The organism is Pseudaminobacter soli (ex Li et al. 2025) (assembly GCF_029892515.1).
GTDB lineage: Bacteria > Pseudomonadota > Alphaproteobacteria > Rhizobiales > Rhizobiaceae > Pseudaminobacter > Pseudaminobacter soli_A.
In genome coordinates, this window is the sequence record NZ_JARXVF010000005.1 from 1 (window position 1) to 13,158 (window position 13,158).

General features: G+C 63.2%; 11 protein-coding genes. 1 reads left to right on the top strand and 10 read right to left on the bottom strand.

The genetic code is table 11. The features are described 5' to 3' along the window. Nucleotides 1–771 (top strand): formate--tetrahydrofolate ligase (locus tag M2281_RS19565; protein ID WP_280822860.1); only part of this gene is annotated, 771 nt, incomplete at its 5' end. A 250-nt stretch (nucleotides 772–1,021) separates the two neighbouring features. On the opposite strand, the gene M2281_RS19570 is transcribed toward M2281_RS19565, so the two are convergent. The 10 genes from M2281_RS19570 to M2281_RS19615 form a co-directional block, all read right to left on the bottom strand. Continuing rightward, nucleotides 1,022–1,663 (bottom strand): sarcosine oxidase subunit gamma, encoded by a 642-nt coding sequence (locus tag M2281_RS19570; protein WP_280822861.1) that lies wholly within the window; start codon nucleotides 1,661–1,663, stop codon nucleotides 1,022–1,024. Beyond that, on the bottom strand, nucleotides 1,656–4,637 hold the full coding sequence (locus tag M2281_RS19575; protein ID WP_280822862.1) for a sarcosine oxidase subunit alpha family protein: 2,982 nt from the start codon (nucleotides 4,635–4,637) through the stop codon (nucleotides 1,656–1,658). The genes M2281_RS19570 and M2281_RS19575 overlap by 8 nt, the downstream gene beginning before the upstream one ends. After that, on the bottom strand, nucleotides 4,637–4,963 hold the full coding sequence (locus M2281_RS19580) for a sarcosine oxidase subunit delta (protein WP_280822863.1): 327 nt from the start codon (nucleotides 4,961–4,963) through the stop codon (nucleotides 4,637–4,639). Before M2281_RS19580 ends, M2281_RS19575 begins: the two co-directional genes overlap by 1 nt. 17 nt (nucleotides 4,964–4,980) lie before the next feature. Further along, nucleotides 4,981–6,234: a sarcosine oxidase subunit beta family protein gene (locus M2281_RS19585; RefSeq protein WP_280822864.1), complete on the bottom strand. Its 1,254-nt coding sequence runs from the start codon at nucleotides 6,232–6,234 to the stop codon at nucleotides 4,981–4,983. Between the two features lie 49 nt (nucleotides 6,235–6,283). Then, nucleotides 6,284–7,627: a type III glutamate--ammonia ligase gene (gene glnT, locus M2281_RS19590; RefSeq protein WP_280822865.1), complete on the bottom strand. Its 1,344-nt coding sequence runs from the start codon at nucleotides 7,625–7,627 to the stop codon at nucleotides 6,284–6,286. Between the two features lie 37 nt (nucleotides 7,628–7,664). Then, entirely contained in the window at nucleotides 7,665–8,993 is a 1,329-nt protein-coding gene (locus M2281_RS19595; RefSeq protein ID WP_280822866.1) for an FMN-binding glutamate synthase family protein, read from the bottom strand. Between the two features lie 8 nt (nucleotides 8,994–9,001). Further along, nucleotides 9,002–9,739 (bottom strand): GXGXG domain-containing protein, encoded by a 738-nt coding sequence (locus M2281_RS19600; protein ID WP_280822867.1) that lies wholly within the window; start codon nucleotides 9,737–9,739, stop codon nucleotides 9,002–9,004. Between the two features lie 4 nt (nucleotides 9,740–9,743). Then, nucleotides 9,744–10,640, bottom strand: coding sequence for a class II glutamine amidotransferase (locus tag M2281_RS19605; RefSeq protein WP_280822868.1), 897 nt, complete (start codon nucleotides 10,638–10,640; stop codon nucleotides 9,744–9,746). A gap of 177 nt (nucleotides 10,641–10,817) precedes the next feature. Continuing rightward, nucleotides 10,818–11,312 carry a universal stress protein gene (locus M2281_RS19610; RefSeq protein ID WP_280822869.1) on the bottom strand — a complete coding sequence of 165 codons (495 nt, stop codon included), beginning with the start codon at nucleotides 11,310–11,312 and terminating at the stop codon, nucleotides 10,818–10,820. Between the two features lie 14 nt (nucleotides 11,313–11,326). Next, nucleotides 11,327–12,838, bottom strand: a complete 1,512-nt coding sequence (locus M2281_RS19615) for an APC family permease (protein ID WP_280822870.1) — start codon at nucleotides 12,836–12,838, stop codon at nucleotides 11,327–11,329. Nucleotides 12,839–13,158: the final 320 nt, after the last annotated feature.

Here is a 13,158-nt window from a genome sequence, read left to right on the forward strand (position 1 = left end):
TTCGGCGCCGATCTCGGCGCCGAGAAGTTCTTCGACATCAAGTGCCGCAAGGCGGGGCTGAAGCCGGCGGCAGCGGTCATCGTCGCCACGGTGCGCGCGCTCAAGATGAACGGCGGCGTCAAGAAGGAAGACCTCGGCCAAGAAAACATCGAGGCGGTGAAGAAGGGCTGCGCCAACCTTGGCCGCCACATCGAAAACGTCAAGCAGTTCGGCGTGCCGGCGGTGGTGGCGATCAACCACTTCCACTCCGACACCCAGGCCGAGATCCAGGCGGTGAAGGACTTCGTCGCCTCGATGGGCGAGGAGGCGATCCTGTGCCGGCACTGGGCCGAGGGCTCGGCCGGCATCGAGGACCTGGCGCACAAGGTGGTGCAGCTCGCCGAGAGCGGCGCGGCGCAGTTCGCGCCGCTCTATGCCGACGAGCTCGGCCTGTTCGACAAGATCAACACCATCGTGCAGCGCATCTACCGCGGCTCGGAGGCGATCGCCGACAAGAGCGTGCGCGACCAGTTGCACGCCTGGGAGCAGCAGGGCTACGGCCACCTGCCGGTGTGCATGGCCAAGACCCAGTACTCGTTCTCGACCGACCCCAATCTGCGCGGCGCGCCGACCGGCCACACCGTGCCGGTGCGCGAGGTCAGGCTGTCGGCGGGCGCCGGCTTCGTCGTCGCCATCTGCGGCGAGGTCATGACCATGCCCGGCCTGCCCAAGGTGCCGTCGTCGGAGAAGATCTTCCTCAACGAGCACGGCCAGATCGAAGGCCTGTTCTAAGCCGCATCCGAGTGCGCCGCGGGCCGCCTGCCCGCAGCCACCGCAATCATCAACGCCGCGCGGAGACATCCGCGCGGCGTTTTACTGCGAAGATTGGGACGGCATCTGCCGGTCGGTTTGCCGGCGCGTTCTTGATCAGCTCATTGGCAACGTGATGGGCCGCCCGCTGCATAGAACGCCCGCTGCATAGAAATTGCCGGCATCGGCAGCAACCGATGCCGGCTTGTCATTTGGGAGGATGTTTAGCGCGTCAGCTCGATGCGGCAGGCCGGGTTTCGATCTCGATGCCGTATTCGGCGGCGGCGTCGACGATCGTGTGCCAGATGCTGTCGGCGAAGCTGGAGAAAACCAGAACGTTGAACACCGGCGATCCGTCCTCGGAATTTTCCGAACGCCAGAGATTGACCGCCGCATGATCGATCGACGTCGTGGCCGCCGCGCCGACGGGAAAAACGCTGTCGTGCAGATCGACCGAAGTCAGCTTCGCCATCATCGAACGAACCTGGGGGCCACTCATGCGGATCAGGCAACGCCCGTCCGACTGATCGGAAAGCGAGGCGATGCTCTCGAAGCTTTCACGCATCGCATCCAGCGGCCGGAACGTGCCAGGCTTGCGCGCCGACAATGCCATGACCTGGTCCGGTCCGGACCAGATCAGTGTCGCGCCCTTACCGAATACAGCCTGCCGCGGTGCCGGCGCTTCGACGCCATAGTGCTTTTTCACCGCCTTCGCGGTCGCTTCCCGCTGCCCGCGCCGGGCAAATATCTGGACCAGATCGAAGTCGCGGATCTCGGCGAGTTTCACGCCAGAGAATGCAACGATTGCCCCTGCCCTGCCCGGCACGACGGCCTGTTGCAGCGGTGAACGGACGTTCCAGACAAAATCAACCACGCTGACGCCCTCCTTCGGGATCGTAGAAGCACGGATTGCAGATTTCGACTTCATAGTCCTCGTCGCGCAGCGGGTCGTGCGCCCGCACGATTTCGCCCATGCGCTCGCGTCCGCGCTCGACCAGGCCGAGCCCGATCCATTGGCCAACGATCGGCGAGTAGCAGACGGAGGTGACATAGCCGTGGTCCGTCTCCGGTCCGATGGGCGCACCCCTCGGAATGACATGAGCGCCCGAACGCAACCGCCTTGCCTTGTCCAGCGGCTTGAAACCGACGACCACCTGACGGTTCGGCGCGACAAGCGCTTCTCGCCCGGCCATGACGCGTCCAACAAAGTCCTTCTTCTTGGACATCATCTTGTCGAGGCCGAGATCGCCGGCCGTCGTCGTGCCATTGAGCTCCGGTCCGGCGACATGGCCCTTCTCGATGCGCATGACACCGAGCGCCTCAGTGCCGTAGGGCGTGACGCCGAATGGCTTTCCGGCAATCATCAGATTGCGCGCCAGCGCGTCGCCATAGCGGGCGAGCACGGAAATCTCGAAGGCCATCTCGCCCGAGAAGGAGATGCGGAACAGCCGCGCCACCATGCCGCCACGAAGCTGCACCTCGCGCACGCCCATGAAGGGGAAGTCTTCGTTGGACAGGTCCTCCGCCGGATCGACGATCTCGCGCAGCAGGTCGCGCGTGTTCGGCCCGGCGATGGAGAAGGTCGCCCACTGGTCGGTGCAGGAAGTGAGTTGCACGTCGAGCTCCGGCCAAAGCACCTGCCGGCAGAATTCGAGATGCTGCATCACCGGCCCGGCCTTGGCCGTGGTGGTGGTGAGATAGTAGTGGTCCTCCGCCAGCCGCGACGTGGTGCCGTCGTCCATGACGATGCCGTCTTCGCGCAGCATCAGGCCGTAGCGGGCCTTGCCGACCCCGAGTGAGGAAAAGGCGTTGATGTAGACGCGGTCGAGGAAGACGCCGGCGTCCTTGCCCATCACATCGATCTTGCCGAGCGTGGAAACGTCGCAGAAGCCGACGCCGTTGCGCACCGCCAGCACCTCGCGAGTGACGGATTCCAGCCAGTCCTTTTCGCCGGGCAGCGGATACCACTGCGCGCGCTTCCACAGGCCCGTGTCAACGAACACGGCGCCGCGCTCGGTCGCCCAATGGTGCGAGGGCGTCAGGCGTGTAGCATGGAAATTCTCGTCGCGATGGTGTCCGGCAAATGCACCGATCGCCACCGGAACCTGCGGCGGGCGATAGATCGTGGTGCCCGTCTGCGGGATGGACCGGCCGCTGAGCTGCGCCATGATCGCCAGGCCGGTGACGTTCGAGGTCTTGCCTTGGTCGGTGGCCATGCCGAGCGTGGTGTAGCGCTTCAGGTGCTCGACCGACTCGAAGCCTTCGCGCTGCGCAAGCGCCACGTCCGATGCGGTCACGTCGTGCTGGAAGTCTACGAAAGCCTTCTGCTTGCCCTCGACGTGCCAGAGCGGGGCAATGGCGACGCTTTCATCCGTCGCTGCCGGGGCGGTGTACCTTGCGGCGGCATGGCCGCAATCCATAGCAGCGCTGGCGCCGGCCTCATGGCCGCTGCGCAAGCATGCGCCAAGCGACAGCTCGCCATTGGCCGCGCCCGCGACCGTCATGCCCGGCGGGCAGCCATCCGGCACGAAAGCGGCGATCTCGGCCTGCCACTTCGGACGACCGCGATGATGCGAGGCAAGCCCCACGGAAGGATTCCAGCCGCCCGACATGGCAAGCGTGTCGGCGGAGACGGTCGCGCGGCGGCCATCGGCCATCGCAATCTCGACCTGGCTGATGCCGGCTTTGCCGCCACGCACGCCGGCAACGTTGCCGCTATAGAGGGCAAAATCGCCATTCTCCGCCAGCGCCCGGCAATGCGCCGGCACATTCTTGCGCGCATCGATGACAGCGGTGATTTCCACGCCCGCCCGCAAAGCGGTCTCGGCCGTTTTCCAGCCATCGTCATTGTTGGTGAAGAGCGCGAGCCGCTTACCGGGCACGGCCGCGAAACGCTCGATATAGGTCCGCACGGCCGAGGCCATCATCACGCCGGGCACGTCGTTGCCGGGGAAGACGATCGGCCGCTCGGTCGCGCCTGCAGCGAGGATGCAGCGCTTCGCCACGATGCGCCAGAGGCGCTGGCGCACCTGGTGCTTGGCCGGCACCGGCACATGGTCGTTGATGCGCTCCAGCGCGCCGTAGGTACCGCCGTCATAGACGCCGAAAACGGCGGTGCGCGTGATGACACGGACATTGCGCATCGATCGAAGCTCGCCGAGCGCGGCATCCGCCCATTCGGCTGCGGGAATGGTGTCGATCTCGCCGCCGTCGCTGTTCAAGCGGCCACCAACCAGCGGATCCTCTTCGGTGAGGATCACGCGCGCGCCGGCGCCTCCGGCTGCGAGTGCGGCCGCCAGCCCGGCCGGACCGCTGCCGACGATCAGCACGTCGCAATGCGCCCAGGCCTTGTCGTAGTGGTCGGGATCGGCCACGCCGCTGGTGCGGCCAAGGCCGGCAGCGCGGCGAATGGCGGGCTCGTAAATCTTCTCCCAGAACTTCGCCGGCCACATGAATGTCTTGTAGTAGAAGCCGGCGACGAAGATCGGCGACAGCAGCGAGTTGACCGCCATGACGTCGAAGCCGAGCGAGGGCCAGCGATTCTGGCTCAGCGCATCGAGCCCGTCATAGAGCTCGGTCGTGGTGGCGCGCGTGTTGGCCTCGCGCCGCGCGCCGGAGCGTAGCTCGACCAGCGCATTGGGTTCTTCAGAGCTCGCGGTGAGAATGCCGCGCGGACGATGATACTTGAAGGAACGGCCGACCAGTTTCACGCCGTTCGCCACCAGCGCCGAAGCCAGCGTATCGCCGGCATAGCCGGTCATGGCCTTGCCGTCGAAGGTGAAGCTCAGCGGGGTCGTGCGGTCGATCAGGCCGCCAGCGGCAAGCCGGTTCATTTGCTGCGATGCCATTATTCCGCACCTGCCTTGGCCATTGCGACATCCACCACGGCTGCGCCGGTTCCGGGCGCTGCTGCGACGGAGAGGATTTCATGGGTGAGTGTGTTGCGCCGGACGACGAGCCACGAGCGACACCCCCCGCCGTGATACCAGTATTCGCTCATCTCGCCGGCGACGTTGTCGCGCAGGTAGACGTAATCATAGAAGGCATCCTGCTCGCCTTCGTCTCCCTTGCCGTCTTCGATGACGGCGACGAACGGACGCTTCGGCTTGGCGTCGCCGAGATAGGTGAATTCGCCATTCTCGCGTTCGCCGCAGAAGGGGCATGCAATACGCATTTTCGCCTGCCTCGCTTTCAGTGCAGATTGGGTTGGGCGCCCTGGCCCTTCTCGTCGATCATCGCGCCGCGCTCGAAGCGGTCGAGCCGGAAGCGCCAGGCTTCCTCGTGCGGCGCATCGGTCGCCATCAGATGGGCAAAGACCAGGCCGGAGGCAGGCGTTGCCTTGAAGCCGCCGTAGCACCAGCCGGCATTGAGGTAGAGCCCGTCGACCGGCGACTTGTCGATGATCGGCGTGCCGTCCATCGACATGTCCATGATGCCGCCCCAGTTTCGCAGCATGCGCACGCGGCTGATCATCGGCATCAGCGCCATGCCGCCCTCGCAGACATCCTCGATCACCGGCATGTTGCCGCGCTGGGCGTAGGAATTGTAACCGTCGATGTCTCCGCCAAAGACCAGGCCACCCTTATCGGACTGGCTGACATAGAAGTGCCCGGCGCCGAAAGTGATGACGCCAGGGATCAGCGGCTTGATCGCCTCCGACACGAAGGCCTGCAGCACATGGCTCTCGATCGGCAGCCTAAGACCGGCCATCGCCGCAACCCGGGACGAATTGCCCGCAACCGCCATGCCAACCTTGCCGGCGCCGATCCTGCCGCGCGAGGTTTCCACGCTAGTGATCCGGCCGTTGTGATCGCGCACGAAGCCGGTGACCTCGCAGTTCTGGATGATGTCGACGCCGAGCCCGTCGGCGGCGCGCGCATAGCCCCACACCACCGCATCGTGGCGCGCCGTGCCGCCGCGCCGCTGCACCAGGCCGCCCATGATCGGGAAGCGGGCGTTGTCGTGGTTGAGGAATGGCAGCATCTTGCGCACTGCTGCCTTGTCGAGCAATTCGGCATCGATGCCATTGATGCGCATGGTGTTGCCGCGGCGGGCAAAGGCATCGCGCTGCGCGTCGGAATGGTAGAGATTGATGATGCCGCGCTGGCTCACCATCGTGTTGTAGTTGAGATCCTGCTCCATCCGCTCCCAGAGCTTCATCGAAAGCTCATAGAAGCCGGTGTTGCCGGGAAGCCCGTAGTTGGACCGGATGATCGTGGTGTTGCGGCCGGCATTGCCCGAGCCGATCCACCCTTTCTCCAGCACCGCCACGTTGCGGATGCCGTAGCGCTCCGCCAGGTAGTAGGCGGTGGCGAGGCCATGGCCGCCACCGCCGATGATCACGACGTCATAATGTGCCTTGGGTGCGGCATCGCGCCAAGCGCGGCCCCAGCCCTTGTGTCCGGTAAGCGCCGCCTTGGCGAGCGAAAAAATTGAGTACTTCATCACCATGTTTTCCGCGAAAAGGCCTGCGACTTCCGTTTCCCAAAGCAAGTTAGCAGTCGAGGGTATTGTCGAGTTCCCACTGGGTTAGCTGGCTTGCGTAGGAGTTCCACTCCTGCGTCTTCAGCTTGATGAAGCCACGCGTGAACTCCTCACCCATCAGCCCCTTCAGCTCGGTGTCGTTGTCGAGCTCGCGCAAGGCGTCGAGCAGGTTCAAGGGCAGCTTCGAGCCGTGCGTCACGGTGTGGCCGTCCTTGTACATGTCGATGTCGCTGCGCGGGCCGGGATCTGCCTTGGCGCGGATACCGCTGAGGCCGGCCGCGATGATGACAGCCTGCATCAGATAGGGATTGGCCGCACCGTCGGGCAGGCGAAGCTCGAAACGGCCGGGGCCGGGCACCCGCACCATGTGCGTGCGGTTGTTGCCGGTCCAGGTCACCGTGTTGGGGGCCCAGGTCGCCCCCGAAGTCGTACGCGGCGCGTTGATGCGCTTGTAGGAATTCACGGTCGGGTTGGTGATCGCGGTGAGCGCCGGGGCGTGCTTGATGATACCTCCCAGGAAGTGCATGCCCTTCTCCGACAGGCCGTCCGAAGAATTTCGGTCGGCGAACATGTTGACTTGGCCGTCGAGGTCCCAGACCGAGATATGCGCGTGGCAGCCGTTACCGGTACGCGTCGGGAATGGCTTCGGCATGAAAGTGGCGCGCAGACCGTGCTTCTCGGCAACGGTTTTCATCATGAACTTGAAGAAGGAGTACTTGTCGGCGGTCGCCAGCGTGTCGTCGTAGGCCCAGTTCATTTCGAACTGCCCGTTGGCGTCCTCGTGGTCGTTCTGATACGGCTCCCAGCCGAGGTCGAGCATGGCATCGGCGACTTCGGCTATGATGTCGTAACGGCGCATGACCGCCTGCTGGTCGTAGCAGGGCTTGTTCGCGGTGTCATACGAGTCGGCAATCATCTTGCCGTCGGGCGTAGTCAGGAAGAATTCCGGCTCGATACCGGTCTTGACGCGAAGGCCTTCCTTAGCCGCCTCAGCGATAAGACGTTTCAGCGTGTTGCGCGGTGCCTGCTCGACGCTTTTGCCTTCCATGACGCAGTCGGAAGCGAGCCAGGCAACTTCCGGCTTCCACGGCAGCTGGATCACCGAGCTCGGATCCGGCACCGCCAGCATGTCGGGATGGGCCGGGGTCAGGTCCATCCACGTCGCGAAGCCGGCAAAGCCGGCTCCGTCTTTTTGCATGTCGGCAATGGCCCGTGCCGGAACGAGTTTGGCCCTCTGGCTGCCAAACAGGTCGGTATAGGTAACCATGAAATACTTGACGTTGCGAGCCTTCGCGAACTCTGCGAGGTCGGTCGTCGTTTTGTTTTCTAGTTTCGTATCGAAAGCCGTTCCCATTTTATTTGTTCCTCTCGGCTTGGATTATTTATTTTTGTTAGAAGTTATTTTTCCCCGGTATCCAGTTGGTGCCCGCCAGCGGCACGCCTGCCATGGCAGCGGCTTCAATCGAGAGTGCGCACAGATCCTCCGGCTCGAGGTGGTGCACATGGTTCTTGCCGCAGGCGCGCGCGATGGTCTGCGCTTCCAGCGTCATGACCTTCAGGTAGTTGGCCAGGCGACGCCCCGCCGCGATCGGATCCACACGTTTCATCAGTTCAGGGTCCTGCGTCGTGATGCCTGCAGGGTCCTTTCCTTCATGCCAGTCGTCATAGGCGCCGGCGATGGTACCGAGCTTCTCGTATTCGGCCTCCCAGCGCGGATCGTTGTCGCCGAGCGCAACCAGCGCAGCCGTGCCGATGGACACGGCGTCGGCGCCAAGCGCCAGCGCCTTGGCGACGTCGGCGCCATTGCGGATGCCGCCCGAGACGATGAGTTGGACCTTGCGGTGCATCCCGAGATCCTGCAGCGCCTGAACCGCGGGGCGAATGCAGGCGAGCGTCGGCTGGCCGACATTCTCGATGAAGACTTCCTGCGTGGCGGCAGTGCCGCCCTGCATGCCGTCGAGCACCACGACGTCGGCACCGGCCTTCACCGCCAATGCGGTGTCGTAGTAGGGCCGCGCGCCGCCGACCTTCACATAGATCGGCTTTTCCCAGTCGGTGATCTCGCGGATTTCGAGGATCTTGATTTCCAGATCGTCCGGGCCGGTCCAGTCGGGATGGCGGCAGGCCGAGCGCTGGTCGATGCCCTTGGGCAGGGTGCGCATCTCGGCGACGCGGTCGGAAATCTTCTGGCCCAGCAGCATGCCGCCGCCGCCCGGCTTGGCGCCCTGCCCGACCACGATCTCAATCGCGTCGGCGCGGCGCAGGTCACGCGGGTTCATGCCATAGCGCGACGGCAGATACTGGTAGACCAGTGTCTGCGAATGGCCACGCTCCTCTTCCGTCATGCCACCATCGCCTGTGGTGGTTGAGGTGCCGGCGATCGTCGCGCCACGGCCCAGCGCCTCCTTGGCCGGACCGGACAGCGAGCCGAAGCTCATGCCGGCGATGGTGATCGGGATCTTCAGTTCGATCGGCTTCGTAGCGAAGCGCGAGCCGAGCACGACCTTCGTGTCGCACTTCTCACGATAGCCTTCGAGCGGATAGCGCGAGATCGAGGCGCCGAGGAAAAGTAGGTCGTCGAAATGGGGCACCTTGCGCTTGGCGCCGGCTCCGCGGATGTCATAGATGCCGGTCGCGGCGGCGCGCCGGATTTCCGACATCGTGTATTCGTCGAACGTTGCCGATCTGCGCGGCGTGGTCGGAGGATTGTGATAGGTCATGTCTTACCTCAGTACGCGTCGGCGTTGTCGATGTTGAAGTTGTAGAGCGTGCGCGCCGAACCGTAGCGCTTGAACTCTTCGGGCTTCGCATCAGTCATTCCGGCCCGTTCGAGCAGATCCTTGAGGATCTCGATGTGCTCTGGCCGCATCTCTTTCTCGATGCAGTCGGCACCCAGGCTCTTGACCGAGCCGCGCACGAAAAGCCGAGCTTCGTAGATGGAGTCGCCAAGCGCATCGCCGGCATCGCCCAGGACCACGAGGTTGCCCGACTGCGCCATGAAGGCCGACATGTGGCCGACATTGCCGCGCACGACGATGTTGATGCCCTTCATCGAAATGCCGCAGCGCGATGAGGCATTGCCCTCGATAACCAGCAGGCCGCCGCGGCCGGTGGCGCCGGCATACTGGCTGGCATCGCCCTTCACGATGACGGCGCCCGACATCATGTTTTCGGCCACGCCCGGTCCGGCCGAGCCGTGCACGGTGATGGTAGCCTTCTGGTTCATGCCGGCGCAGTAGTAGCCCACGCTACCATGCACATCGACATTGATGGACGCGTCGACGCCAACGGCAACGGCATGATTGCCCTTCGGATTCAGAACTTCCCAGGCGGTCTGGTTCGAGCCGTCGGCCACATCATGCAGCGCCTGATTGAGCTCGCGCAGCGGGACCTTGGCGAGGTCGAATACCCTCGCCTCATATTGCGTCTCCGGCGCAGGCGCCTTGGCAAGATTGGATGTAGCCATCGTCTCAATGCTCCCAGAAATAGACGGTTGAGGGCTCGGGCTCCCAAACCTTGGCCTGTTCGATGCCCGGCAGATTGGCCAGCGCGCGATATTCGGACCCGAACGCGACATAGCGGTCGGTCTCGGCCATGACGGCCGGCTTGCAGGCGATCGGATCGCGCACGACACCGAAGCCGTTCTTGGTTCCGACGACGAAAGTGAAGAAGCCGTCGAGATCTTCGAGGCTCGATTCCAGGGCCTGACCAAGGTCCATGCCGCCGGCGATCTTGTGCGACAGGTAGGCTGCCGCCACTTCCGTGTCGTTCTCGGTCTCGAAGGTCATGCCCTCGCGGCGCAGCTCGCGGCGGACATTGTTGTGGTTGGACAGCGAGCCGTTGTGCACCAGGCACTGGTCTGGACCCGTGGAGAACGGGTGCGCGCCCATGGTCGTCACAGCCGACTCCGTCGCCATGCGGGTGTGGCCGATGCCGTGCGTGCCGCTCATCTTCGAAACCTCGAAGCGCTCGGCCACTTTCACCGGCAAGCCGACTTCCTTGTAGATTTCGATTGTCTCGCCCATGCCCATGACACGCGCGGCCGGCCGCAATTCCACGATAGCTTCGCGCGCGGCCTCCAGCTTGTCTGCTGGCATGACGAACACTGCATGCGTCGACTTCACGGTCACGGCGACCGGCGCACCGATCTTCTTGGAGAGCTCCGCATCCAGCCCGGCGAAATCGCGCTTCGGCGACGGAGACTGGATGGTGAGCTTGCCCTGGCCCTCGGCCGATGATCCGTAGATCGCAATGCCGGCGCTGTCGGGACCACGGTCGGTAAGCAAGACCAGCATCTCCGACAGCATGGCGCCCAATTGAGGCTCCAGCGACTTGTCCTTCAGAAACAGCCCCACAATGCCACACATGGCGTTCACCTCATTTTCGTTTTCTGCCTGCGTGAAACGCTAGCAGGTCCGATATTTGAATTCAACTGACATGAATGTTTTTTTCCTTATAGAAAAGATTGGTCCATGTCGCTCATTTGTGCTGACCACGATCGGGCCAGAGACTGCCGCCCGCCGATGGCAGGCGGCAGCGGAAGTTCAATGTTGGCCAGCCGCGCAAACGAGATGGACAGGCACCTCGGTGCGGCCGCGAACGCGATAGGGTTCCTGGCTCCACATCATGCTGCGGACGAGCCAGTTACGGCGCGGGTCCGCCCCCATGACGATGGCATCGCACTTCTTACGCCTCGCCTCGCTCAATATGCTTCGGCAGGGATTGCGCGTGGTGACGATGTGGCCATCGGCCTCCACGCCGGCACTTTCCAGCTGGGCGATCGCCCAGATGATGTTTTCTTCCTGCTCTGCCATTTCACGCCGACTCGGGCGCAGGCCCGGATTGGGGAGACCGAAACTCGTTCCCCAAAGCCGGGCCACGGTCAGGACCTGGGCGCGACCTCCCTGGCCGCGCACCAGGCGCACGGCCAGATCGATCACCTCCTGGCTGAACCGCCGCCCCTCCGACGCGACCAGCACATTGCTGACCTCGAGCGGGTTGTCGGCTGCATGCGGGCGACCGAACAGAGTCCGGATCATTTCGACCACACTCCTCAGTTGCCGCTGGTTGCCATTGCAGGTGCGAAGCCGTCACGTCGGTCTTCCCACATGCGATACCAATAGAGCGGAAGGTACATGAAGATGGTGGCAACGCCGAGGAAATAGTAGATCGCCTGACCGCCGATATACGAGTATATCAGACCGCCGACCAGCCACACGAAGAAATACAAAGCAGCCAGCATGAGCGCGATATACTTGAAGTATTCAGGCAGGCGGAACGGGCGATGAACATTCGGTCGGTCCTTGCGCAGCAGATAGTAAGCGATCAGCACCGGAACGAACGAGCCGAGATATCCCACATTGGAGAAGGAATAGATCTCGATCGCGCCGCCCATGAAGGCGATGAGCAGGCTGGCGACCACGTTGGTCATCATGGCCCGATCCGGCACGTGATGCTTATTGAGGTGCTGGTAGAAGCGCGGGAACTGCCCGTCGAGCGACATCTGGTAGAGCGAGCGTGAGCAGCCCATCAGCGAATTCAGCGCCGAAAGCACCAGCGCCACGATCAGCATCGCCGCCATCAACCACTCCATCACCGCTCCGGCCACGCCGGGGAAGATGTTGCTGGCGAAGGTGACGAACATCGTCTTGGGGTCGACCAGGGCCGGGTCCGAGATGGCCTTGGCGCCCAGTATGACCACGAAGGAGATCGGCAGCATGGTGTAGACGAACACGCCGTAGCCGCCTTCGAGAGTCATCGCGATCTTGGCGTCGCGTCCCGGATGCTTGCATTCGCCGATGTAGCAGGCGGCCGCTTCATAGGCGATCACCGTCCAAAGCAACGGAAACGCATAGGCCACATACATCATCCACGCGGGATAGCCGCCGACCGGGGCGAAGAAGCTGGAGCCGTCGAGATGCCGGAAGCCGGCAAGTTCGCTCCAGTTCGCCGCGTCGAGATTGAAGATGAAACCGATCGACAGGAAAGTGAGCGGGATCATCGAGAGCACGGCAAGCACGGTGGCCATGGACGTGCCGAAGCGGATGCCGAGATAGGCGGGAATGGAAAGAACGATCAGGCCGACTGCCGTGATCGCAAGTGTCCAGTAAGGAATGAAGGTGCTGACCGGCGTGATGCCATGGGTAGCGTCAAGACCGAACAGATGCGTGATGTAGAAGGACGCCAGGATCATGTTGAGCGGCGCAACCGGCATCCAGCCGACCCAATACATCCATGCGGTAATGCCGTTGACATGCGGCGCAAGGCGCGGCCAGCGCTCCCTGTAGGCGGGATAGGCGTAGGAAGGAGAACCGCCCGTGCGTCCCGGCATCATTGCCGAAAGTTCAGCCAGAAGCAGGCAGAGAACGACGCCGGTGAGAGTGAAGAAAGTTATGAAGGGAATGTAGGAAGCACCGAAAACCGTGAGGAATGCGGGCGCGGCCCCGGTGACGAGAATGGTGCCGGCAAGACCGATTACAAAGGCTCCCCACCAATTGGTTCCGGTCTGTAGATTGCCGTGTTCGTAGTCAAGAACGTCCAATGCCTCTGATCCAGCCTGGCTCATTTGATGACCTCCTGTGTCATGCCCGCCCGGCTCCCCGAGATGATCTCGATGAAGCGATCTATTCCTTCCGTGTCGGAGATGGGTTTTCGTTCAGCCATCGAATCTCCTCCATTCGAATGGGTGCACCGTCGGCGGCCACAGACCACGCAGGACAGCATGGACCATGACCCCAATCCGTCGATTGAGGTTTGGCATTTCTTTCCCTTTTCGAGCGTCCATGGAGCCTGGCGGGACGCTGTTCCCCGTTTATTTTTATATACTGCCAGGCAAATTAATTACCTTATGAGAAACACCGGCCATGGGGCTTGTCAAGCGCGCAG